At 64.9% G+C, this 21875-nt stretch carries 21 protein-coding genes; 10 read left to right on the forward strand and 11 right to left on the reverse strand.

Features of this window, described 5'->3' with window-relative positions; translation table 11 throughout:
• Positions 1-48: 48 nt before the first annotated feature.
• Both LDJ84_RS23195 and LDJ84_RS23200 read left to right on the forward strand, forming a co-directional pair.
• Positions 49-645 carry a Yip1 family protein gene (locus tag LDJ84_RS23195; protein ID WP_024764594.1) on the forward strand — a complete coding sequence of 199 codons (597 nt, stop codon included), beginning with the start codon at positions 49-51 and terminating at the stop codon, positions 643-645.
• A gap of 232 nt (positions 646-877) precedes the next feature.
• On the forward strand, positions 878-1375 hold the full coding sequence (locus tag LDJ84_RS23200; protein WP_024764595.1) for a SprT family zinc-dependent metalloprotease: 498 nt from the start codon (positions 878-880) through the stop codon (positions 1373-1375).
• A gap of 6 nt (positions 1376-1381) precedes the next feature.
• On the opposite strand, the gene LDJ84_RS23205 is transcribed toward LDJ84_RS23200, so the two are convergent.
• Complete coding sequence (locus LDJ84_RS23205) at positions 1382-2563, reverse strand: CaiB/BaiF CoA transferase family protein (RefSeq protein WP_084357561.1); 1182 nt, start codon at positions 2561-2563, stop codon at positions 1382-1384.
• Between the two features lie 42 nt (positions 2564-2605).
• Entirely contained in the window at positions 2606-3745 is a 1140-nt protein-coding gene (locus LDJ84_RS23210) for an acyl-CoA dehydrogenase family protein (RefSeq protein WP_024764596.1), read from the reverse strand.
• Positions 3746-3890: 145 nt separating this feature from the next.
• Between LDJ84_RS23210 and LDJ84_RS23215 the strand changes: the two genes are divergently transcribed.
• Entirely contained in the window at positions 3891-4355 is a 465-nt protein-coding gene (locus tag LDJ84_RS23215) for a GNAT family N-acetyltransferase (RefSeq protein WP_084357562.1), read from the forward strand.
• Positions 4356-4550: 195 nt separating this feature from the next.
• Here LDJ84_RS23215 and LDJ84_RS23220 read toward each other — a convergent pair whose 3' ends face one another.
• Complete coding sequence (locus LDJ84_RS23220) at positions 4551-5867, reverse strand: OprO/OprP family phosphate-selective porin (protein WP_169888875.1); 1317 nt, start codon at positions 5865-5867, stop codon at positions 4551-4553.
• A 299-nt stretch (positions 5868-6166) separates the two neighbouring features.
• Here LDJ84_RS23220 and LDJ84_RS23225 point away from each other — a divergent pair, with 299 nt between their 5' ends.
• The gene (locus LDJ84_RS23225; RefSeq protein ID WP_226045483.1) at positions 6167-7081 is read left to right on the forward strand and encodes a DedA family protein/thiosulfate sulfurtransferase GlpE; all 915 of its coding nucleotides are present in this window, start codon (positions 6167-6169) and stop codon (positions 7079-7081) included.
• 133 nt (positions 7082-7214) lie between these two features.
• Here LDJ84_RS23225 and LDJ84_RS23230 read toward each other — a convergent pair whose 3' ends face one another.
• Genes LDJ84_RS23230 through LDJ84_RS23240 form a run of 3 tightly spaced genes read right to left on the reverse strand, consistent with a single transcriptional unit; the run spans position 7215 to position 9180 of the window.
• Positions 7215-7454 (reverse strand): anti-sigma factor family protein, encoded by a 240-nt coding sequence (locus tag LDJ84_RS23230; RefSeq protein ID WP_024764600.1) that lies wholly within the window; start codon positions 7452-7454, stop codon positions 7215-7217.
• Positions 7448-8056, reverse strand: coding sequence for an RNA polymerase sigma factor (locus tag LDJ84_RS23235; RefSeq protein WP_024764601.1), 609 nt, complete (start codon positions 8054-8056; stop codon positions 7448-7450). Before LDJ84_RS23235 ends, LDJ84_RS23230 begins: the two co-directional genes overlap by 7 nt.
• 2 nt (positions 8057-8058) lie before the next feature.
• Positions 8059-9180 carry a beta-ketoacyl-ACP synthase III gene (locus tag LDJ84_RS23240; protein ID WP_037010238.1) on the reverse strand — a complete coding sequence of 374 codons (1122 nt, stop codon included), beginning with the start codon at positions 9178-9180 and terminating at the stop codon, positions 8059-8061.
• Positions 9181-9606: 426 nt separating this feature from the next.
• On the opposite strand from LDJ84_RS23240, the gene LDJ84_RS23245 reads away from it, so the two are divergent.
• Positions 9607-10119, forward strand: a complete 513-nt coding sequence (locus tag LDJ84_RS23245; protein ID WP_024764603.1) for an ankyrin repeat domain-containing protein — start codon at positions 9607-9609, stop codon at positions 10117-10119.
• 1 nt (position 10120) lies between these two features.
• Here LDJ84_RS23245 and LDJ84_RS23250 read toward each other — a convergent pair whose 3' ends face one another.
• Positions 10121-11023 (reverse strand): LysR family transcriptional regulator, encoded by a 903-nt coding sequence (locus tag LDJ84_RS23250; RefSeq protein WP_024764604.1) that lies wholly within the window; start codon positions 11021-11023, stop codon positions 10121-10123.
• A gap of 115 nt (positions 11024-11138) precedes the next feature.
• On the opposite strand from LDJ84_RS23250, the gene LDJ84_RS23255 reads away from it, so the two are divergent.
• Both LDJ84_RS23255 and LDJ84_RS23260 read left to right on the forward strand, forming a co-directional pair.
• Entirely contained in the window at positions 11139-12323 is a 1185-nt protein-coding gene (locus LDJ84_RS23255) for an MFS transporter (RefSeq protein WP_024764605.1), read from the forward strand.
• An 88-nt stretch (positions 12324-12411) separates the two neighbouring features.
• On the forward strand, positions 12412-13455 hold the full coding sequence (locus tag LDJ84_RS23260; protein WP_024764606.1) for an acyltransferase family protein: 1044 nt from the start codon (positions 12412-12414) through the stop codon (positions 13453-13455).
• Here the strand turns inward: LDJ84_RS23260 and LDJ84_RS23265 are convergent.
• Entirely contained in the window at positions 13437-14501 is a 1065-nt protein-coding gene (locus LDJ84_RS23265; protein ID WP_024764607.1) for a GGDEF domain-containing protein, read from the reverse strand. The two genes, LDJ84_RS23260 and LDJ84_RS23265, sit on opposite strands and share 19 nt — an antisense overlap.
• 174 nt (positions 14502-14675) lie before the next feature.
• Here LDJ84_RS23265 and LDJ84_RS23270 point away from each other — a divergent pair, with 174 nt between their 5' ends.
• Positions 14676-15095 (forward strand): hypothetical protein, encoded by a 420-nt coding sequence (locus LDJ84_RS23270; protein WP_024764608.1) that lies wholly within the window; start codon positions 14676-14678, stop codon positions 15093-15095.
• Positions 15096-15109: 14 nt separating this feature from the next.
• Here the strand turns inward: LDJ84_RS23270 and LDJ84_RS23275 are convergent, their stop codons facing one another.
• Positions 15110-15547, reverse strand: coding sequence for an HIT family protein (locus tag LDJ84_RS23275; protein WP_024764609.1), 438 nt, complete (start codon positions 15545-15547; stop codon positions 15110-15112).
• A gap of 131 nt (positions 15548-15678) precedes the next feature.
• Here LDJ84_RS23275 and LDJ84_RS23280 point away from each other — a divergent pair, with 131 nt between their 5' ends.
• Both LDJ84_RS23280 and LDJ84_RS23285 read left to right on the forward strand, forming a co-directional pair.
• On the forward strand, positions 15679-16383 hold the full coding sequence (locus LDJ84_RS23280; protein ID WP_024764610.1) for a glutathione binding-like protein: 705 nt from the start codon (positions 15679-15681) through the stop codon (positions 16381-16383).
• Between the two features lie 138 nt (positions 16384-16521).
• The gene (locus LDJ84_RS23285) at positions 16522-17145 is read left to right on the forward strand and encodes a hypothetical protein (RefSeq protein ID WP_128082526.1); all 624 of its coding nucleotides are present in this window, start codon (positions 16522-16524) and stop codon (positions 17143-17145) included.
• A 53-nt stretch (positions 17146-17198) separates the two neighbouring features.
• On the opposite strand, the gene hrpA is transcribed toward LDJ84_RS23285, so the two are convergent.
• On the reverse strand, positions 17199-21218 hold the full coding sequence (gene hrpA, locus LDJ84_RS23290; protein ID WP_226045484.1) for an ATP-dependent RNA helicase HrpA: 4020 nt from the start codon (positions 21216-21218) through the stop codon (positions 17199-17201).
• A 171-nt stretch (positions 21219-21389) separates the two neighbouring features.
• Entirely contained in the window at positions 21390-21875 is a 486-nt protein-coding gene (locus LDJ84_RS23295) for a hypothetical protein (RefSeq protein ID WP_065085768.1), read from the reverse strand.

The raw sequence follows: 21875 nt of genomic DNA on the forward strand, positions 1-21875 counted from the left end.
GGCGCCTCGCTGGGGGGCGGCCTTCTATAAGAAGAGGAGAATGCTGACATGATCCATCATGTGTGGGGGCTCTTCACCCATCCCGATCAGGAATGGCAGGACATCCGCGGCGAGGAAGAATCCATCAGCCACATGTACCTGACCCACGTCCTGATCCTCGCTGCCATCCCGGTCATTTCCGCCTACATCGGCACCACGCAGGTTGGCTGGGTATTGGGTAATGCGGGACCGGTCAAGCTGACGGCCGCCAGCGCGATCCAGCTGACCATCATGACTTACATCGCCATGCTCGCCGGCGTCGCCGTGATGGGCGCCTTCATCCACTGGATGGCTCGTACGTACGACGCGTCGCCATCGCTGACCCAATGCATCGTCTTTGCTGCGTACACCGCGACTCCGCTGTTCATCGGCGGCCTGGCGGCTCTCTATCCACACCTGTGGCTGGGCATGATCATCGGCACGGCCGCGATCTGCTACACCGTCTACCTGCTCTACGTCGGCATCCCGACCTTCATGAACATTCCCAAGGATGAAGGTTTCCTGTTCTCCAGCTCCGTGCTGGCGGTAGGACTGGTGGTGCTGGTGGCGATGATGGCCCTGTCGGTCATCCTCTGGGGCAGCGGCGTCGGCCCGGAATACACCTGATCTCACGCTCTGCGGAAGAAACCGGGCCCTTGTGGCCCGGTTTCTTTTGGGCTCCTCGCAGGAGCGAGCCGTCGCTGAACGGGTTCGCGAGCAAACTCGCTCCTGCAGAGAGCGGCACTTGCCTGAAACTCGTCCGGCTTGCCTGAAGCTGCACCCCGGACGAGCGGCCACGAGAAATCCTCCACCGGCGCGCCGACTGCGGCATAATCTTGCCCCGTCGGAGAACCACTGTATGCCTGAACAGCTCAACGCTCGCGTCGAAGCCTGCTACCAGCAGGCCGAAGCCTTCTTCCAGCGGCGCTTTCCCCGCCCGGAAGTGAGCTTCCGGCTACGCGGCCAGAAGGCCGGCGTCGCCCACCTGGATGAAAACCTGCTACGTTTCAACCCGCAGTTGTACCGTGAAAACCACGAACACTTCCTGCAGCAAACCGTGGCCCATGAAGTGGCGCACCTGATCGCCCACCAGATGTTCGGTCCGCGCATTCGCCCCCACGGCGAGGAGTGGCAACTGATCATGCGCGGCATCTACGGCTTGCCGCCGGACCGCTGCCACACCTATGAAATCAAGCGTCGCCGCTCCACCCGCTACCTGTATCGCTGTCACTGTGGAGAGGGAAACGAATTCCCCTTCTCCTCCCAGCGTCACAACCTGGTCGCCCAGGGCCGCCGCTACTATTGCCGGCGGTGCCGCGCCACCCTGGTATTCACCGGCGAAACCCGCCGCGAGTGATGCTGCTCAGGCGATGACCTTGGCCGCCTTCAGCGCAGCAACCTGTTCGTCGGTGTAACCCAGTTCTGCCATCACCTGCACCGTGTGCGCTCCCAACGCAGCGCCGATATGGCGTGGCTCGGGCAGGCCGGCGGAGAAACGGATCGGGCAGGCCGCCTGCCGTTGCGCCCCGCCCTTGCCGTTGGGCACCTGCGTGACCACACCCCGTTCACGCAACTGCGGATGTTCCACCGCCTCGGCCAGGGACAACATCGGCTCGACACAGGCGTCCAGCGCGGCAAAGCGCTCCAGCCAGTGAGTGAAGTCCTGCTTCTCGAACTCGATGGCGATTTCGCGCTTGAGCGACTGCTGCTCTTCCGGTTTGGGCGACAGCCCGCGCGCGGCCAGTTCCGGGCGGCCGATGGCGGTGCAGAACTGTTGCATGAACTGCGGCTCCAGGCTGCCCACCGAGAACCAGCGGCCATCGCGGGTGCGGTAGTAGTCGTAGAAGCTGCCACCGTTGAGCGCGAGGCCTTCCATCTCCGGCTCCACTCCCGCCGCAAGATAGCCGGCACCCGCCATGCCGTGCAGGCTGAAGGCGCAGTCGGTCATGCTCACGTCAACCTGCTGCCCCTCGCCCGTCTGTTGCCGATGGATGACTGCCGCCAACAGGCCCATCACGCCATGCAGCGAACCACCGGCGATGTCCGCCAGTTGCACGCCCAGCGGCAGCGGGCCGCTCTCGCGGCGGCCGGTGTAGCTGGCCACACCGGCCAGGGCCAGGTAGTTGATGTCATGCCCGGCGCGGTCGCGCAGCGGCCCGGTCTGGCCGTAACCGGTGATCGATACGTAGATCAGCTTCGGGTTGATCGCCTTGAGCGCCTCGTAACCGACGCCGAGCTTGTCCATCACGCCGGGGCGGAACTGCTCCAGCACGATGTCGTATTCCTGCACCAGTTGCTTCACCACCTCCACCGCCTCGGCCTGCTTGAGATCCAGAGCAATGCAGCGTTTGTTGCGGTTGAGGTAGGCGTGGCTGGCGGAGGTGCCGTCCACGTGCGGCGGCAGCACGCGCACCAGGTCCATGCGCGTGGGCGACTCCACGCGCAACACCTGGGCGCCCATGTCGGCCAGCAGCAGCGAGGCGAACGGCCCCGGCAGCAGGGTGGAGAAATCGAGGATCTTCAGGGAGGCGAGCGGGCCGTTCATGGGCACTCCTGTTTCGCTCAATCGATGCGTGGGCGCCGCGCCTCAGAGCTTCATGCCGCGGCTGATGATCTCTTTCATGATCTCCGAAGTACCGGCGAAAATGCGCTGGATGCGCGCGTTCGCGTACATCTTGCAGATCGGATACTCCCACATGTAACCCCAGCCACCGTGCAGTTGCACGCCCTCATCCACCACCTTGCAGAGCAGTTCGGTGGTGAACAGCTTGGCCTCGGCGGCCACTTCGGGAGTGAGCTTCTTCTGGTTGTGGTCCATTACGCAACGATCGGTGAAGACCTGCGCCACGTCGATCTGCGTACGCATCTCGGCGAGCTTGAAGCGGGTGTTCTGGAAGTGCGCGATCGGGCGATCGAACGCCTTGCGCTCCTTCACGTAGTCGACGGTCGCGTTCAGCGCGGCCTCGGCGCCGGCCACCGCGCCACAGGCGTTGGTCAGGCGTTCCTGGGCCAGCATGTTCATCAAGTAGAAGAAACCGCCCTTGGCGTCGCCCAGCAGATTTTCCTTCGGCACTTTCACGTTGTTGAAGAACAGCTCGGCGGTGTCCTGGCTCTTCATGCCCAGTTTCTTCAGATTGCGCCCGCGCTCGAAGCCTTCCATGCCACGTTCAACCACGAACAGCCCCATGGCGTGCTTGTTCGAAGGATCAGTCTTCGCCGCGACTATCACCAGGTCCGCCAGCAGGCCGTTGGAGATGAACACCTTGGAGCCGTTGAGGACGAAATGGTCCCCCTTGTCCACCGCCGTGGTGCGCATGCCAGCCAGGTCCGAGCCGGCCGACGGCTCAGTCATCGCCACCGCCAGGATGCTTTCGCCACGAATGATCCCCGGTAACCAGCGGGCCTTCTGCTCGGCATTGCCGTACTCGGCGATGTAGGGGCCGCACAGCGCCGAATGCAGCGGGATCATGAAACCAGGCTCGTTGATGGCAGCCAATTCCTCACACATGATCTGTTCGTAGCGAAAATCCTTCAGAGCGGATCCACCGTATTCCTCTTCCGCCCAGGGCAGCAGAAAGCCCATCTCCCCCGCCTTACGCCAGACACTGCGGTCCACCACGCCGGCTTCCTCCCATTCCTCCTGGTGAGGCACCACTTCCTTGTTGAGGAAGGATCGGAACGCATCGCGGAACAGGTTGTGTTCGGTCTCGAAGTGATTGCGCAGCATGGTCGACTCCCGGTGGGTTGAGTGCCCGCAGGGTAGGTGCTGGCCGCGCGCGGCCTCAATGACGCGAGCGCTCAGGGTCGATTGACGCAATCGCCCAGCAGATGCGAGTGTGAAATATCCCAAAGCTGCACCGGAGAGCGCCCGCATGCAGATTCGCCCTTTCCAGGCGGAAGACTTCCCGCCGTACGAAAGCTGGTTCGCCGACCCCGTGCTCTTTGCGCAGCTTGGCCCGATGGACCGTGAATGGCTGGAACAGCTGCTGAACGCTCCGGACAGAGTCCTGTACAGCATCCTGCGCGGCGATCTGCTGGTGGCGGTTGTGGGGATTTGCCTGCCCAACCCCGACCACCCGTACTATTTCGTCACCGATCTCGCCGTGCGCCCGGAGTTGCGTGGTTCAGGTGTTGGGCGCGCGGTGATGGCGCTGGTGATGAGCCGAGCGGAACTGCAGAGCAGCCCCTTGTGGCGCGCCAGCGTGAGGCCGGACAACCTGGGGGCGCTGGCCTTCCTCATCAAGCTGGGCTGGACACGACTGGAAATGGGCAATCCGTTCGATGAGCTGCTCGAGTTCGAATTCCGCCGGCGCCCGGCGGGCCCCTTGCTCCGCTGATCCGGCAAGGGTGCTGTAGTGGACTCCGCCCGGGATGATTTCATTCTCGACGTGAAGCGAGCCGATCGAGGGCAAATCGCTCCCGCGCAATCGGGATGTTCGGCGTTCATAAAGAAGCAATTTCCCGGCTCGCATAAAAAACCCCCGCCGGGGCGGGGGTTCACACAAAGGAGTCAAACGGTATTGCTGTAGTTCTTAGAACACGTACTGCAGGCGGGTCACGACACCGTTGCCGTCGTCGTCACCGTTGGCGTTGCGGATGCCATCGGTACTGACGTGAACGTAGTCCAGGGAGACCTTCACGGCTTCGTTGGCGTACCAGTTCACACCGATGGTGTTGGTGCTGGCCTTGGTGTCGCCCACGTCGCGGGTGGCGGTAGCCACGACCACGTTCGGGTCATCGACCTTGATGTGGTCGTAGCGGTAGAAGACTTCCCAGGCACCGATTTCCTTGTTGGCCGGCTTGATGGTGTCGAACTTGGCGCCATCGAGCTTGTAAACGCGGGATTCGCCGGTGATGGTGTAGGCCAGTTGGCCGTAGTAGCCGTCAGCCTTGATGTCCTGGAAGGCATCGGCATCAGCCTTCAGCTTGCGCTTCAGGTATTCGGCCTGAGCGGAGAACGGGCCGAAGGCGTAGGCGAATTCTGCGCCCCAGGTGGAGTCGTCCTTGTAGGAACCGGCCGGGCTCAGGGTGGCGCCGCCGAAGGTCGCGCGGTTGCCATTGTCGCCAGCGTCGTTACCGCCGTTGGTGGCGATACCACGCATGCCCAGACGCGGACGGATGCGGGAATCGAAGGCGGTGTCGTTCAGGTCACGGTAGGCGTAATCCAGGCCGACATGCAGGACGTTGCCGTCGGTGTTCAGCGGAGCGAACACGCCGCGGAAGTTGAACTGCTTGACGCTGTCGCCGTCGGTGTCGTCGGCGTCCTTGGCATATACGCCGGCGTCCAGGTAGGCCATGTTGGCGACGACGCCGCCAACCTGGGCCCCCATGCCATCTTGGTGGGTGTTGATCCAGTCAGCCAGTTCGTAGGCGCTGGTACGCTCGGTGGCGGTCACCCACTTGGAGCTGGTGGCTTTCTCCAGACCGAAGTCCGGGTCGAAACGGCCGAACTTCAGGGTTACCGGAGCGAAGCCGGTGTAGCTGAAGGAAGCCTCGTCGAAGTAGCCGTTGTCAGCGTTACCGGAGTTGTGGGACATGTCGTAGTTGATCTGGTATTTCCAGTCTTTGTAGACAGTGCCGCCCAGTTCCAGGTAGGCGCGGCGGAAATAGGCGCCGTCACCGTTGTTGCCGTTCTTGGTGTAGAACCCATCGAAGCGGCTGTAATCCGCTTGCAGACGGCCACCGAGCTTGAAGCTGAACTCCTTGTCGGTGGTACCGACTTCAAGACCGCCCTTGGTCTTGATAACGATATCGGCGCCATCGGTGGTGACTGTGCCTGCGAAAGCCTGGGCGGAAACGGCCAGTGCCAGGGCAGTGGCGGCGTAACCGGCGAAGTGCTTACGGATCATCGAAGATTCCCCTTAATGGTATTTGCGTTGAACACGCCGAGTGCCTGGCTGCTGCGCGCCCCCCAAGGACTCGCACAGGCCGTTCTGGCGGCCCCCGTTTGTGTTGCTGGGAATCTTGGCGAGGGGTTATTTCAGATCGGTTGCTCGTAGATAAAACTTTTATTACAAAGGAACTTTTGATTTCCTTATTGCATAAAGGCTCAGGACCGCGCCCGACTAGGCTTTCAGCCGTTTCTTTCGGCCTCTTTGGCGGTATGCTCCGACCTCACTTCTGAACGACAGCGCCTTCAGGCTTACCCATGCATGAACTGCAACCCTTGATCCAGCAGCACGGCCTGACGCTGCTGTTCTTCAACGTCCTGCTGGAACAACTCGGTCTGCCGATTCCCGCCTATCCGGCGTTGATCGTCGCCGGAGCGCTTGCCCTGCAGGGAAGCGGCGTTCCATTGGGGCAGGCGCTGGCCGTGGCCGTGTGCGCCTGCCTGATTGCCGATTTGATCTGGTTCAGCGCCGGGCGACGCTATGGCGGCTTCATGCTGCGCAGCGTGTGCAAGGTTTCGCTGTCACCTGACAGTTGCATCCGCCAGAGCCAGAGCCTGTACCTGCGCATCGGTCCGCGGGCGCTGCTGATCTCGCGATTCCTCCCCGGTGCCAGCGCGCTGACCACCACCATGGCCGGCATGACCCGCACGCCGCTGCCACGCTTCCTTGCGTACGACTGTGCCGGCGCCGCGCTCTGGTCGGGCTCGGCGCTGATGCTCGGGAGCATCTTCAGCGATGCCGTGGACCGTGTCCTGGGTTGGCTCACCGAGTACGCCAGCCTTGGTGTAGCGGTGCTGCTGGGCGCCTTCGCGCTGTTCATCGCCTGGAAGCTCTGGCAGCGCTTCAGCCTGCTCAAGCGCACCGCGCGGATTCCGCGCATCAGCGTCGATGAGCTGCGCGCACGCCTGGACGCCGGCGAGCCGCCGCTGATCCTCGATGTGCGCGCGCAATTCGATGACGAGGCGATTCCCGGCTCCATCGCCTTCAGCCTGGACGGAAAGCTGGACGAGTTGCGCGACAGCCTGGAGGACAAGGACGTGGTGATCTACTGCGCCTGCCCCCACGAGCTTTCCGCAGCGATGCTGGCGGAGCGACTGCAGGCTTTTGGGCATCCGCGTACCTGGGCGCTGTCGGGGGGATTGGATGCGTGGCGGGCGCAAAGCCTGAACTGAGGAGTCGCCTGCCGGAGCGCGCCATGCGCGCGACCGCAGGCATCGGCATCACCCGGACGTCTCCGGCAAATGCCATCCTACGGCGCTGCTGGGAACGCCAGTTCGTGAGCAAGCTCGCTCCTACAGAAAGCTCTTAGCGCCGTGCGCTGTCCCGGCGAAGCTCGGCGAGATGGTCAGCCAGGCGCTCCGAGTCCGGGCGAGGCGGTTCTGGCAGCAGGCGCAGGGTCGCCTGGGTCAGGCGCATCTGCCGCAGGTAGCGCCGGCAGTGGCGGCACAGCAGCAGGTGCCGGCGCAACGCGATCTTCTCGCGCCAGCCCAACCGTTCGTCCAGCAGGTCGCTGGAGCGCGCCACCAGTTCCTTGCAGGTCAGCATTCCCCGGTCTCCTCGAAGTGCTCCACGGTGGCGAACACCTTCAGCCGCGCACGGTGCAGCAGTACCCTGGCATTGGAGAGCGAAACCTCCAGCAGATTACAGATTTCCTCCAATTCCAGGCCCTGGCGCTCACGCAGCAGCAACACGCTGCGCTGCAATTCGGAGAGGCTGAGCAGGGTCTTTTCCAGGCATTGGCGCAGCTCGTCCTCGGCCAGCAGGGCCTCGGGCGAGTCCTCGTGCCACGCCAGCGGCGCCGGGCTCCAGTGGCCGTCGGCGGCGAAGCGGGAATCGTCGATGCTGCCGTGGGGCGCAGGCAGCTCGTCCAGCGAAACGTCGCGACGAACCTTGCGCAGGCGGGATTTGGCGGTGTTGGCAGTGATGGTCAGCAGCCAGGTCTTGAGGCTGGAGCGGCCCTGGAATCCATCGAGGTTGCGCACGGCGGCCAGCCAGGCGTCCTGCACCACCTCGTCGGCATGGGCGCTGCCGACGATCGCAATGGCGACGGCGCGCATCGCACCCTGGTAGGTGGCTACCAGGGTGCGAAAGGCCTGCTGGTCACCGGCCAGCAGGCGCGACAACAGCTCGTTGTCGTCGGCGGGCACGATCAGCGCTTGCGCAGGATCACGCTGCCGATCGAGTAACCGGCGCCGAAGGAGCTCAGCACGCCGATGGAGCCGGCGGGCAGGTCGTCCTGGTACTTGTGCAGGGCGATCACCGAGCCAGCCGAGCTGGTGTTGGCGTAGGTGTCGAGGATCACCGGCGCCTCGTGCGGCTCGGCGTCGCGGCCGATCAGCTTGCGGGTGATCAGCAGGTTCATGTTCAGGTTGGCCTGGTGCAGCCAGAAGCGCTTCACGTCGCTGACCGGGATATCGTTCTGCGCCAGGTGCTCGCCGATCAGCTCGGCCACCATCGGACAGACGTCCTTGAACACCTTGCGGCCTTCCTGCACGAACAGCTTGTCGCGAGTGCCGATGCCCTCTTCCGCCGCGCGGTTGAGGAAGCCGAAGTTGTTGCGGATGTTGTTGGAGAACTGGGTCAGCAGCTTGGTGCTGACTACGTCGAACTGGTGCTTGGAAGTCGCCTGGTCGGCGCGCTCGATGATCACGGCGGTAGCGGCGTCACCGAAAATGAAGTGGCTGTCGCGGTCGCGGAAATTCAGGTGGCCGGTACAGATCTCCGGGTTGACCATCAGGATCGCCCGGGCCTGGCCCAACTGCACGCTGTTCACCGCGGCCTGGATACCGAAGGTGGCCGAGGAGCAGGCGACGTTCATGTCGTAGCCGAAGCCCTGGATGCCCAGGGCAGCCTGCACTTCGATGGCCACGGCCGGGTAGGCGCGCTGCAGGTTGGAGCAGGCGACGATCACCCCGTCGATGTCTTCGGGAGTACGGCCGGCGCGCTGTAGGGCCTGCTTCGCGGCGGCGGTCGCCATCTCGCAGAGGATGCCCCAGTCTTCGTTGGAACGCTCCGGAATACGTGGCGCCATGCGCTGAGGGTCGAGGATACCTTCCTTGTTCACCACGAAGCGGCTCTTGATGCCGGAAGCCTTCTCGATGAACGCCGAGCTGGACTCGGAGAGGGCCTCCACTTCGCCCTTGGCAATGGCGTCGGCGTGCTGGTCGTTGTAGCTGCGGACGTAGCTGTTGAAGGATTCCACCAGTTCATCGTTGGAGATGCTGAACGGCGGGGTATACAGGCCGGTTCCGCTGATCACGACTTTATGCACGGTCAATCCTCTTCAATTCTCAAAGCCGCCGGGCCGGGCAGCTGGGTTAGGCAGCAAGGTGCCCGCGCATTGGCCGGCACCGAATATTCATGGGCTTGCGCGCCCTGCGCGAAGCCTCTGGGATGGCAATCCCTGCAACCGGGCAGTGTGCCACTCCCTTGCCGGGGCGGCACCTTTGCCCGCCCGGCGGTTTGCGGTTTCACCTAAGGTGCAACCGCTGGTCGCTGATTATGCTGCAAAATTCGCCGAAAAGCCGCCGTGCGAGGACGGCATTTGCGCAAGATTACAGACGCAAATCACGCCGTGCCTGCCTTGAAGCAAGGGATTGATTTTTTCCACCGGCACCATAGGCACGGCGTTAGCGCGCCAGAGCGCGCGAATCCTTATCCTGCGAATCATTCCCGACATTGCCAAGGAGACTTCAGGATGAATGCTGCGAATCGCCCGGAAATGGACGAACAGACCCTGGAATTCGCCAACCAGGTGATCGACCTCGCCCGCCAGGGCGACACCGAGCGCCTGGCCAGCCTGCTGAGCCAGGGCCTGCCGGCCAACCTGCGCAACCACAAGGGCGACAGCCTGCTGATGCTGGCCAGCTACTATGGCCACCACGACACCGCGGCCGTGCTACTGGAGCACGGCGCCGACCCGGACCTGCGCAACAATGCAGGCCAGACACCGCTGGCCGGCGCCGCTTTCAAGGGCGATCTGGAGATGGTCCGCCTGCTGCTCGGCCACGGCGCCCAGGTGGAAGGCGCCTCGCCCGACGGCAAGACCGCGCTGATGATGGCCGCGATGTTCAACCGTCCGGAGATTGTCCGCTGCCTGCTGGAACATGGCGCGAACCGCGATGCTCGCGACGCCAGCGGCCTGACTCCGCTGGCCGCGGCAAGAATGATGGGTGCAACCGACACCCTGGCGCTGCTCGAAGCCGCCTGAGTCAGTCGATGCGCACGTGCTCGGCGAGGAAGTCGAGCACCGCGCGTACCCGTGCGGGCAGGTGCCCCGGCTTGCCCAGGTAGAGCGCATGCATGGGCTTGCGATCACCAGGATTGAAGTCCGCCAGCACCTCTACCAGCCGGCCGGCAGCAATATCTCCGCGCACCTGAAACTCCGCCAGCCGCGCCAGCCCCAACCCGGCCAGCGCCAGGTGACGCACGCTGTCACCGTCGCTGGCTAGCAGGTTGCCGCAGGGCTCAGGGGCATCCGCCGGCTTGCCGAGAAATGGCCAGTCCGGCTCGACGCGCCGGTAGCTGAAGCCCAGGCAGTTGTATTCGTCCAGCTCACGCGGATGCTGTGGCGTACCGTGCCGAGCCAGGTACTCGGGTGCGGCGACAATCTTGTGCCCGGACTCCCCCAATGAACGCGCCACCAGCCGCGAATCCCGCAGCGGGCCGCTGCGCACGGCGACGTCTGCACGCACTTCCAGCAGGTCCACCACTTCATCGGTCAGTTGCAGGTCGAGGCTGACGCCGGGGTAGCGCTCGAAGAATAACGGCAGCGCCGGAATGAGGAACTGCCGCCCCACCGGCAGGTTGCAACTGATGCGTACCCGGCCCTGGGGCTCGGCGCTGGCCGAGGCTTCGCGCTCAGCTTCGTCCAGGTCGGCGAGGATGCGCAGGCTGCGCTCGTAGAAGGCCGCGCCCTCAGCCGTGAGCTGCTGGCGTCGGGTGGAACGGTTGAACAGCCGCGCGCCGAGGCGATCCTCCAGGCGCGCCACCAGCTTGCTCACCGCCGAGGGTGTCATCCCGCACTGCTGCGCGGCGGCGGTGAAACCGCCGGTTTCCACCACGCGGATGAAGACTTCCATTTCGCCGAAGCGGTTGACGTCAGGGCGCGCCATGTTGAATTCAATTCACAGGTGATTTGCTCAAAGGCAGTCTATATCAGCAATACGCGCGGGGATAAGGTGGCGCCCATTCTTCACTGTTTATGCAAATCAGCCAGGGAGAGCCATCGTGCCCATTGCCTTGTATGCCTTGACCGCCGGTGCCTTTGGCATCGGCGTTACCGAATTCGTGATCATGGGATTGCTGCTGGAGGTCGGCCAGGACTTCGGCGTGTCGATCTCCGCTGCCGGCCTGCTGATCTCCGGCTACGCCCTGGGCGTGGTGCTCGGCGCGCCGCTGCTCACCGCCCTCACCGCGCGCTGGCCGCAGCGCCGCACGCTGCTGGGGCTGATGGTGATCTTCACCCTCGGCAACCTGGCCTGTGCCCTGGCACCGGACTACGCCACGCTGATGGCCGCGCGGGTGCTGACCTCCTTCGCCCACGGCACCTTCTTCGGCGTCGGCTCGGTGGTCGCCACCAGCCTGGTGCCGGCCGAGCGCCGCGCCTCGGCCATCGCCCTGATGTTCACCGGCCTGACCGTCGCCACCATCCTCGGCGTCCCGCTGGGCACCTGGCTCGGCCAACTCTATGGCTGGCGTGCGGCCTTCTGGGTGGTGACCGGCATCGGTGTGCTGGCCCTGGCGATTCTGGCGATCTACCTGCCGCGCAACGGCGCCCCGCCGGCGGCCGGCAACCTGCGCGACGATTTCCGCGTGCTGAAGCGCCCGGCCGTGCTGCTTGGTCTGCTGACCACCGTGCTCGGTTTCGGCGGCGTGTTCACCGTGTTCAGCTACGTGTCGCCGCTGCTGACCCGCCTTGCCGGTTTCTCCGAGAGCGCCGTGTCGCCGGTGCTGCTGGTGTTCGGCGGCGGCTTGGTGCTGGGCAACCTGCTCGGCGGCAAGCTGGCCGACCGCAGGCTGGTGCCCGCCCTGCTTGGCAGCCTGGTGGCACTGGCAGTGGTCATGGGGTTGATGAGTTTTGCGCTGCAGAACCAGATCGCCGTGGTCGTCTTCATTGCTCTGCTCGGCGCCGCCGGCTTCGCCACCGTGCCACCGCTGCAGATGTGGGTGCTGGAGAAAGCCCATGGCGCCGGCCAGAGCGTGGCGGCCAGTTTCAACATCGCCGCGTTCAACCTCGGCAACGCGCTGGGTGCCTGGCTCGGCGGCATGACCATCGACCACGGCCCCGGCCTCGCCGCACTGCCCTGGGTCGGCGCCCTGCTGCCAGTGGCAGCCATCGCCACAGCGCTGATCTGCCTGCGCCTGGATCGCGGCCCGGCGCTGCCGGCGGGCACCGTCCAGCAGGCACGGTGAACGATCGGCGAATCCGCACTGTCGAGGAAAGGGGGCGCGCACTGTCGCGCCCCTTTTCTTTTCCCACAGACGGAGGGCTCGCCCACCCATGCTGGTTTCGCTTCAGGCTCTGCGGGCACTGGCCGCCTGGCTGGTGGTATTCCATCACTTCATGCAGGTGTTCTTCGATTTCCGCGCCGACAGCCTCGGCGGCAGATTGCTCTCCACCCGTGGCCAGGTCGGCGTCGACATCTTCTTCGTCCTCAGCGGCTTCGTGATCCACCTTTCCAGCGCCGGCCGACCGATGTCGCCGCTGACCTTCCTGGTCCAGCGCCTGGCCCGCGTCGCCCCGGCCTACTGGCTATACACGGCGATCACCGCGTTGATCATCTACGCCTTCGCCGACGTGATGCCGGTCTACGGCGTCGGCGGCAAGTCACTGCTGCTGTCCATGCTGTTCATCCCCAGCGAGAACCCCGGCGGCTTCGGCAAGTACCCGGTGCTACCGGTGGGCTGGACGCTGAACTTCGAGATGCTCTTCTACGGCCTGTTCGCCCTCTCCTTCCTGGTTGCCGAACGCTGGCGGCCCTGGCTGGTGACCGCACTGGTGCTGCTGGTGGCGCAGGTACTGGCGCGCGAACCGTGGGTCAGCAACTTCTACCGCAACCCGATCATCTTCGAGTTCCTCCTCGGCCTGGGCCTCGCGGCGCTTTACCGGCGCGGCTGGCTGAACTGGCCGCGACCGCTGGCGCTGGCGACAGCCGCCATTGCAGTGACGACCATCGTCCTGTTCCCTGCCGACCATCCCTGGCGCCTGCTCACCTGGGGCCTGCCCGCCGCCGCGCTGCTCGCCGCCTGCGTGGCGCTGGAACCACTGTTCGAGCGCAACCGGGTGCTGCATGCGCTGGGTGACTGGTCCTATTCGGTCTACCTGCTGCACGTGATCGTGCTCTGGCTGGCCGCGTACTGGCTGCATGAACGGCTGGGCCTGACGCCCTACCAGACGCTGGGCATCAGCGTGCCAGCCATCCTGTTGCTGTCCTGGCTGAGCTACGAATGGGTTGAACGGAAGATGGCGCGCCAGGTGCGCACGGCCTATGCGCGCCTGGCAAAGCCGCTGGCCGCCAGGCGCACTCAGACCGGATCGCTGTAGACCAGGCGGTTGCGCCCCTCGGCCTTGCCGCGATACAGGCGACGGTCGGTGCAGCGGTACAGTTCGTCCGCATCCAGCCCATCGCCCGGCCATTCGGCGAGGCCGAAGGTGGCGGAGATCGGGATACGCTGGCCGTGGTACATCAGCGGCGCCTCGTCGATATCCCGGCGCAGGGACTCCACCAGCGGCTTGGCGTCGAAGCGGTCGGTGAAGGGCAGCAACAGGCCGAATTCCTCGCCGCCCAGCCGGCCGATCAGGTCGGTGGCGCGCAGGCGGTGGCGCAGGCGATTGCACAGGTGCTGCAGCGCCTTGTCGCCGGCATCGTGGCCCCACTGGTCGTTGATGTTCTTGAAATGGTCGACGTCCAGCACCACCAGCACAAGCCGCGTCTCGTAGCGCGCCGCCTCCTGGATGCAACGGCGCAACGTGCGCTGAAAACTCTCGCGGCTGGCCACGCCAGTCAGCGCGTCGGTCAGCGCCAGGTTCCGCAGCTGCTTGTAAGCGGCCGCACGCCGCTCCTCGTACACGTGCATGAAGGCGATCACCAGGACGCCACAGAAGATGCCATTGCCGATGTCGATCAATCCCGGGGCATCCAGGCGCAGGTGATTGGCGTGCAGGTACATGACCGTGGCGATCAGCATGAACGGCACGGCAAGCAGGAAGCCGCGCCACTTGCCCAGCAGCAGGTAAGCCATCACGGGCATCAGGTAGACCCAGACGAAGGCCGATGCCGAAGCGTTGGGCATGACGATGATGTAGAGGATGAAGCAGAAGGTCGGCAGCAGGTAGGCGATGATCCAGGGCACCAGGCGCGTTACCCGCTTGAGCCGCTGCGTGGCCCACAGCAGCAGGCCGCAGGTGGCCAGTTCGGCGCCGGCCAGCCAGTAGTTGCCGGCGAAGCACTGGAGAATCGAGAACAATCCCAGCGTCGCGCCGGTACAGGTAAAGATCAACCGCATCAGCAGACGATGGTCTGCCTCCTCCAGGCCGGTCGGTCCGGCGCTGGACTCGAACAGATGGTCGGGATCGCTGTTGCGGTGCATCGCCCTGCTCCTTGGCTCAACCGCCCGGCGGGTCGGCCTCGATGGCGGCGGCCGAGCGCTCCAGCCCGGCTCACGTTTGCTGAAGACTACTCCAAATTCCTACAGCGCGTTGCCAAGCCGACGGAAACCCGCCGGATGGGCTAGCCTAGGCTGCATTGTCCATGGAGGAAATCTATGCGTTCGATTCTTGCCGTCCTGTCCGTGCTCGCGCTTTCCGGTTGTGCCTCGTACCAGAACGACGAGGTCCATCCCGTCCCCACCGACCGCCTGCTGGCCTACCAGCAATCCGGCAAGGACAGCGTCAAGGTCGACGTCACCCGCGACGTCGGCTATCTCGGTGGCGGCTGCTACGTCGCCATCACCATCGACCACGAAATAGCCGCGCGCATCGGCAAGGGCGAGTCGGCCAGCTTCCACGTGCCGGCGGGCAAGCACGTGGTCGGCATCATCGGCGACAAGGACGGCGAAGGCCTGTGCAGCAAGGCCATGCTGCGCCGCGAACTGCTGGTGCCGCTCGAGCCGGGCGGCAACAACGCCTTCCGCATCGTCAGCGACAACCGCACCGGTTTCGACATCAAGCCCGCCGTCGAATAACCGCCTGGCGCGCCTCAGCCGTTCAGACGGGCAACGAGGCGCGCCTGCAGCTTCTCCAGTTCAGCCGCCTCGGCCTTGTTCGCCGCGTGGATGCCCAGGCTCTCGCCGGCATAGCGCGGGACGATGTGCACGTGGATGTGGAACACCGTCTGCCCGGCGGGCGCGCCGTTGAACTGGGCGACCTGCACGCCATCGGGATTGAGCTCTTCGACGATCACGCCGGTCAGGCGCTGCACCACCCGCATCACCTTGGCCAAGGCGTCGGGGTCGACTTCGAGGATGTTGCGCGCCGGCGAATTCTTCGGAATCACCAGCGCATGGCCGCAGGACTGCGGGAACAGATCGAGGAAGGCAAGCACGTCGTCGTCCTCGTACAGCTTGTAGCAGGGGGCCTCGCCGCGAATGATCTGGGCGAAGATGTTCTGCGGATCGTAGGTGCCGTGCAGGCTCATGGTGGGTTCCTTCTCCGTTGACTATGGGGCCGCACCTTACCTTTTTGTCGCGTGCGGGTCATGACCGGCCGCTTCCGGAGGTCTATCCTGAGGCCTTCCGCTGCTTTCCCAGTGACCTGACCGGAGTATGCATGTCAGACCTTTCCGCGTTCCCCATCACCCGCAAATGGCCCGCCGAACACCCTGACCGCCTGCAGCTGTACTCGCTGCCCACGCCCAATGGCGTGAAGGTGTCGATCATGCTGGAAGAGCTCGGCCTGCCCTACGAGCCGCACCTGGTCAGCTTCGAGCGCAACGACCAGATGAGCCCGGAATTCCTTTCGCTGAACCCGAACAACAAGATTCCGGCGATCCTCGACCCCAACGGGCCGGACGGCCAGCCGCTGGCGCTGTTCGAGTCCGGCGCGATCCTGGTCTACCTCGCCGACAAGACCGACTCGCTGATCGCCCCCGGCGCCAGCGGTCGCTACGAGACGCTGCAGTGGCTGATGTTCCAGATGGGCGGGATCGGCCCGATGATCGGCCAGATCGGCTTCTTCAACAAATTCGCCGGCAAGGACTATGAGGACAAGCGCCCGCTGCAGCGCTACGTCGACGAAGCCAGGCGCCTGCTGGCCGTGCTCGACCAGCGCCTGGAAGGCCGCGACTGGATCATGGGGGAGCGCTACACCATCGCCGACATCGCCACCTTCCCGTGGATCCGCAACCTGGTCGGTTTCTACGAGGCGGGTGAGCTGGTCGGTTTCGAGAACTTCCAGAACGTGAAGCGCGTGCTGGAGCGCTTCCTGGCGCGGCCTGCGGTGCAGCGCGGGCTGAGCATTCCCAGGCGCGACTGAATACCAGGCTTTGGCAGGATCGCCACTTCAGCCAATGGCGAATAGCCCGCATGATTCGCATGCAAAGACTTCAAGCTACTGCCAACCTTGCCTTACGCCGTCACCGGAAAGGATTCCTCCATGCGGACTCAAGCGTGCGTGCTGCTACTGATTCTCCTCACGGGATGCGAACGCACCCCTCCATCCCGTCCGGCTCCCACCTGGGCAGTCATCGAGACAGCGACGATCCAGTCTGCCGTCTCCGACTCGATCAAGGAAAAGCACCCCTATCCACAGGAAATCAATGACGAGAATTACCGGGCCCTACAGCAGGAAAACCGTCGTCTGAACCAGCAGGCGTCCAGTCTGCGAACCGCCGCCATACAACGATGCATGGCCCAGGATAAAAGCGATGCCCCACAAGCCGAGCAGAAGACTACCCAGGGTGTGTCGTCAACGAACATTATGCAAATCAACGTACACGGCTTGGCAAGGGGCGGTGCCTGCATACAAAAAATCGACGACGACCAGCTGATTGCCGACCTCAAGGCGAAGATCGAGAGTTTCAGCAAGATCGAGCAGCAGCGCTCCCGGCACGACAACATGGTCCGCAAGACAATTCAGAGCACTATCCAGGCCGCCACTGAAGCCTACGCCCGGGCCCACGGGTTGGCTCTGGTCATCGATGGCCGGTCGGACATCGCTTACAACCAGTCCAACCAACTGCTCGATGTCACTCAAGGCGTCGTGGAACAAATCCTCAACCCGCCCCCTGCACAATGAGCCCCCTAGGTTCATCTGGCACGGCTGCCGAGTTCACCAATGAGGCCTGATCTTCAGGCCTCGATCTGGCTCCACTGCTTCGACAAGCGCTTGTCCGACACCGGAATCTTCGTCCCCAGTTGCTGGGCGAACAGCGAAACGCGGTATTCCTCCAGCATCCAGCGATAGAGCACCAGCTCCGGGTCGCGCTTGCCTTCCTGGGCGTGCTTGGCCAGGCGCGCCGAGTACTGTTCCCAGTAGCCGGCCATCTCACCGCTCCACACGCGGTCGCGCTGGACCTGACCGGCGACCTTGTCCAGACGCTGTTCCACAGCCTTCAGATAGCGCGGGATTTCCTTCAGCCATTCCAGCGGCGTGTCACGCACGAAGCCGGGGTAGACCAGCCTGGCCAGTTGCCCCTTCACATCGTTGAGCGGCACCGTCATGGCCAGGTCGACCTTGCCCTTGAAGCGCTTCTGCAAGCCATGCCAGAGCTTGAGGATTTCCAGGGTCAGGCGGGCGATACGCTCGGCGTGCTCGGTCCAGGCGCCGCGCTTCTTCTCGGCCAGTGACGCGAGCCCGGCGCCATCGCGCGGCAGGTTGGCTTCACCGTCGAGAATGGCGCTGTCCAGGCTGGCCAGCAGGATGTCTTCCACCAGCGACTCGACCCGGCCCAGCTCGCGATAGAGCAGACCCATGTCGGTCTGCCCCGGCAGCTTGCTGCGCAGGAACTTGGCCGGCTCGGCGAGCTGTTGCAGGAGCAGGCGTTGCAGGGCGCGGCGGTGCTGGTAGTCGGCCTCGGCCTGGGTCGGGAAGCGGTTTTCCTTGACCACGCCGGCCTCCTCCACCAGCGCCGGATAGACCGTCATCGACAGCCCGGCGACCTTCTGCTGGACCTTTTCCGCGACCCCGGCGAAGCCCTTGGCTTCCACCGGTTTCTGCGGCTTGTCGGCCTGCGGGATCGCCAACGCGGCCTGGCTGGCCTCGGCGAAGCGCGCGGTGAGTTCCGCCAGATCACGACCTTCGCCAAGGAACTTGCCACGGGCGTCGACCACTTCGATGTTCATCCGCAGGTGGCTTTCCACCTGGGTCTCGGCTTCCGCCCAGGCCTCTTCCGGCACACGGCTGCCGGTCATGCGCTGCAGCTCGCGGCCGAGGGATTCGGACAGCGCGCCCTCGGCGAAGACCATCTTGCCCAGCGCCGCCCGGACGAAGTCCGGCACCGGCACGAAGTTCTTGCGGATGGCCTTGGGCAGGCAGCGCACCAGCTCGATGCACTTGGCTTCCAGCAGGCCCGGAACCAGCCATTCGAGGCGTTCGGCAGGCAGTTGCGGCAACAGTGGCGCCGGCACGCGCAGGGTCACGCCGTCCCGCACGTGGCCCGGTTCGAAATGGTAGGTGAGCGGCAACTGCAACTCACCCAGTTGCAGGCGATCCGGGTAAAGACCGGCAGTGACTTCACTGGCATCGCGGGCGAGGACATCTTCCTCGCGCATGATCAGCAGGTCCGGTTTTGCCTTGTGCTCGCGCTCGTACCATTTCTCGAAGCTGGCAGACTGGTAGATATCCGCCGGCAATCGTTCGTCGTAGTAGGCGAACAGGGTTTCCTCGTCGGCGAGGATGTCGCGCCGGCGCGCCTTGGCTTCCAGCTCGTCGAGCTTCTCCAGCAACTGGCGGTTGGCCGACAGGCACTTGGCGCGGCTGTTGATCTCGCCGCGCACCAGCGCCTCGCGGATGAACATCTCGCGGGACACCGGCGCATCGATCGGGCCGTAGTGCACGGCGCGGCGGCCGATGATGATCAGGCCATACAGGGTGACCTGCTCGTAGGCCACTACCTGGCCGCGGCGTTTCTCCCAGTGCGGTTCCAGGTAGTTCTTCTTCACCAGGTGCCCGGCCAGCGGTTCCAGCCAGTCCGGCTCGATCTTGGCGACCATGCGGGCGAACAGCTTGGTGGTCTCCACCAGCTCGGCGGCCATGATCCACTGCGGCTTCTTGCGGCCGATGACGCTGGAGGGATGAATCCAGAAGCGCCGCTGGCGCGCGCCGAGGTAGTCGCCCTCCTCCGCCTTCTGGCCGATCTGGCTGAGCAGGCCGGAGAGGATCGCCTTGTGCACGGCGGCGTAGTCGATGTCGCGGGCCTTCGGCTCATCCGCCTTGGCGACCGGCTGGCGGCCACGGTTGTCGTGCGACTTGGCCTGCTCGCGGACGGGTTCGTTCTTGCGCTGGGCGCCGTCCGACTTCGAGCCGAAAGGCAGCTGCAATTCGCGGCAGATCAACGTCAGCTGGCGGTGCGCATCGCGCCACTCGCGCAGGCGCAGGTAGTTCAGGAAGTTCTTCCGGCACCAGTTGCGCAGCGGGTTGGAGCCCAGCGCCTGGCGCTGCTCCTCGAAGCCGCGCCAGAGGTTGATCAGGGCGGCGAAGTCCGAGTCCGGGTCCTTCCACTGTGCGTGGGCCTGGTCGGCGGCCTGCTGGCGATCCATCGGCCGCTCGCGCGGGTCCTGCACCGACAGCGCGCTGGCCACGGTGAGGACTTCCGGCAGGCTGCCCAGTTGTGCGGCCTCCAGCAGCATGCGGCCCAGGCGCGGGTCGATGGGCAGGCGCGCGAGCTGGCGGCCCAGCGGTGTGAGCTGGCCCTCGCGGTTCACTGCCGAGAGCTCCTGCAGCAGGGTGAAGCCGTCGTTGATCGCCTTGCCATCCGGCGGCTCGATGAAGGGGAAGGCCTCGATGTCGCCCAGACGCAGATGGAGCATCTGCAGGATCACCGCCGCCAGGTTGGTGCGCAGGATTTCCGGATCGGTGAAGGCCGGGCGACCGTTGAAGTCTTCCTCGCTGTACAGGCGCACGCAGATGCCCGGCTCGACCCGGCCGCAACGGCCCTTGCGCTGGTTGGCGCTGGCTTGCGAGACGGCTTCGATGGGCAGGCGCTGGACCTTGGCGCGGTAGCTGTAGCGGCTGATGCGCGCCGTGCCGCTGTCGATCACGTAGCGGATGCCCGGCACGGTCAGCGAGGTCTCGGCGACGTTGGTGGCGAGCACGATCTTGCGCCCCGGCATGGGCGCGAAAATCTTTTGCTGCTCGGCCGGCGTCAGGCGCGCATACAGCGGCAACACTTCGGTGTGGCGCAGGTTGGCCTTGCGCAGCATGTCGGCGGCGTCGCGAATCTCGCGCTCGCCGGGGAGGAACACCAGCACGTCGCCGGGGCGCTTGCCGATTTCGCGCTCATGGGCGGCAATTTCGTCCAGCGCGCGGAGGATGCCCTGGTCCACGGACAGGTCGTCGAACAGCGCCTCGCCGTCCTCGTCCACTTCCGCGGCGAGCGGTCGATACCAAGTGTCCACCGGGTAAGTGCGGCCCGAGACCTCGACGATGGGTGCATCGCCGAAATGCTTGGAGAAGCGTTCGAGGTCGATGGTCGCCGAGGTGATGATCAGCTTCAGGTCGGGACGGCGCGGCAGCAGCGTCTTCAGGAAGCCGAGCAGGAAGTCGATGTTCAGGCTGCGTTCGTGGGCTTCATCGACGATGATCGTGTCGTAGCGTTCCAGGTAGCGGTCGTGCTGGGTCTCGGCCAGCAGAATGCCGTCGGTCATCAGCTTGATCAGCGTGCTGTCGTCGCTCTGGTCCTCGAAACGCACCTGGTAGCCGACCAGCGAGCCCAGTGGCGTGCCGATTTCCTCGGCGACGCGGGTCGCCACACTGCGCGCGGCCAGGCGGCGCGGCTGGGTGTGGCCGATCAGGCCATGGGTGCCACGGCCCAGCTCCAGGCAGATCTTCGGCAGCTGGGTGGTCTTGCCCGAACCGGTTTCGCCGGCGATCACTACCACCTGGCTCTTTTCCAGCGCGGCCTTGATCTCGTCGCGCTTGGCGGCGATGGGCAGGCTGTCGTCGTAGCGAATCTTCGGAATGCTCGCACGGCGCGCCTCGACCCTGGCGCAGGAGGCCTGGAAACGCTCGGCCCACTGGGCGAGCTTGGCGTCGTCCGGGTGCTTGCGCAGTTCGTGGAGCTGCCGGCGCAGGCGATGGCGGTCGCGGATCAGCGCATGGTCCATGCGCTGCAGGAGCTGTTCGGGAGTCGGAGTGGTTTCTGGGGTCATCGGCTTCGCTGGCGTATGCGCGGGAAGCGGCGCAGCGCAAACGAGCGAGGCCGGTCCCGGAAAATGGGCTGTCATGGAGACAATCCGTGGATTGTCGCAGAGGACCGGCAAGGGCCGCCACGCCGAATGCGTTGCGGCCCGTATTGGCGGGGCGTCGCGCCCCGCCGGGAGTCAGGCCTGCTGGTGCTCGCGCAGTTTGGCCAGGGCGATGGCCAGTGCCGCGCCGCCGAGGGTCTTGATCAGCGTGGGATGCTGGGCATAGAAGTGGCCGATGCTTTCGACTACGCCGGGGTTGGCCTTTTCCGCCTGGGCAGCCATCACCTCCACCTCCGACGCGCTCAACTGCCCGGCCTGTTCCGGCGTCAGCTGCGTCGCGCCCGGCTGCAGCACCTTGCCCAGGCCACCGCTCATCATCTGGGCGAGCAGTGCCGGGCCAGCGGCAGCCAGCAATTGATTCAGCATGCCCGCACGCTGCACATCGCTGGACTGGCCGAACAACTGGCTCACCGTGTTGGCGAAAGGCGGCGTCTGATCGGAATGGAACATGGCGGTGAGGCTCTGCCCCAGTGCGCCGGCGGGCGCATTTTCAAGGTGCTCGTCCAGATTGCCACCGACGGCACCGACCACTTGCTGCAACAACGAATCCATCAGACTCAT

Origin of the sequence: Pseudomonas sp. HS-18, from assembly GCF_020401845.1 — a bacterium.
Classification (GTDB): Bacteria; Pseudomonadota; Gammaproteobacteria; order Pseudomonadales; family Pseudomonadaceae; genus Pseudomonas; species Pseudomonas nitroreducens.

What these genes read in the sequence shown, in the direction of transcription:
- LDJ84_RS23195 (WP_024764594.1), top strand. Translation starts at nt 49, where the DNA reads ATGATCCATCATGTGTGGGGGCTCTTCACCCATCCCGATCAGGAATGG.
- LDJ84_RS23200 (WP_024764595.1), top strand. Translation starts at nt 878, where the DNA reads ATGCCTGAACAGCTCAACGCTCGCGTCGAAGCCTGCTACCAGCAGGCC.
- LDJ84_RS23205 (WP_084357561.1), bottom strand. Translation starts at nt 2,563, where the DNA reads ATGAACGGCCCGCTCGCCTCCCTGAAGATCCTCGATTTCTCCACCCTG.
- LDJ84_RS23210 (WP_024764596.1), bottom strand. Translation starts at nt 3,745, where the DNA reads ATGCTGCGCAATCACTTCGAGACCGAACACAACCTGTTCCGCGATGCG.
- LDJ84_RS23215 (WP_084357562.1), top strand. Translation starts at nt 3,891, where the DNA reads ATGCAGATTCGCCCTTTCCAGGCGGAAGACTTCCCGCCGTACGAAAGC.
- LDJ84_RS23220 (WP_169888875.1), bottom strand. Translation starts at nt 5,867, where the DNA reads ATGATCCGTAAGCACTTCGCCGGTTACGCCGCCACTGCCCTGGCACTG.
- LDJ84_RS23225 (WP_226045483.1), top strand. Translation starts at nt 6,167, where the DNA reads ATGCATGAACTGCAACCCTTGATCCAGCAGCACGGCCTGACGCTGCTG.
- LDJ84_RS23230 (WP_024764600.1), bottom strand. Translation starts at nt 7,454, where the DNA reads ATGCTGACCTGCAAGGAACTGGTGGCGCGCTCCAGCGACCTGCTGGAC.
- LDJ84_RS23245 (WP_024764603.1), top strand. Translation starts at nt 9,607, where the DNA reads ATGAATGCTGCGAATCGCCCGGAAATGGACGAACAGACCCTGGAATTC.
- LDJ84_RS23250 (WP_024764604.1), bottom strand. Translation starts at nt 11,023, where the DNA reads ATGGCGCGCCCTGACGTCAACCGCTTCGGCGAAATGGAAGTCTTCATC.
- LDJ84_RS23260 (WP_024764606.1), top strand. Translation starts at nt 12,412, where the DNA reads ATGCTGGTTTCGCTTCAGGCTCTGCGGGCACTGGCCGCCTGGCTGGTG.
- LDJ84_RS23265 (WP_024764607.1), bottom strand. Translation starts at nt 14,501, where the DNA reads ATGCACCGCAACAGCGATCCCGACCATCTGTTCGAGTCCAGCGCCGGA.
- LDJ84_RS23270 (WP_024764608.1), top strand. Translation starts at nt 14,676, where the DNA reads ATGCGTTCGATTCTTGCCGTCCTGTCCGTGCTCGCGCTTTCCGGTTGT.
- LDJ84_RS23275 (WP_024764609.1), bottom strand. Translation starts at nt 15,547, where the DNA reads ATGAGCCTGCACGGCACCTACGATCCGCAGAACATCTTCGCCCAGATC.
- LDJ84_RS23280 (WP_024764610.1), top strand. Translation starts at nt 15,679, where the DNA reads ATGTCAGACCTTTCCGCGTTCCCCATCACCCGCAAATGGCCCGCCGAA.
- hrpA (WP_226045484.1), bottom strand. Translation starts at nt 21,218, where the DNA reads ATGACCCCAGAAACCACTCCGACTCCCGAACAGCTCCTGCAGCGCATG.
- LDJ84_RS23295 (WP_065085768.1), bottom strand. Translation starts at nt 21,875, where the DNA reads ATGAGTCTGATGGATTCGTTGTTGCAGCAAGTGGTCGGTGCCGTCGGT.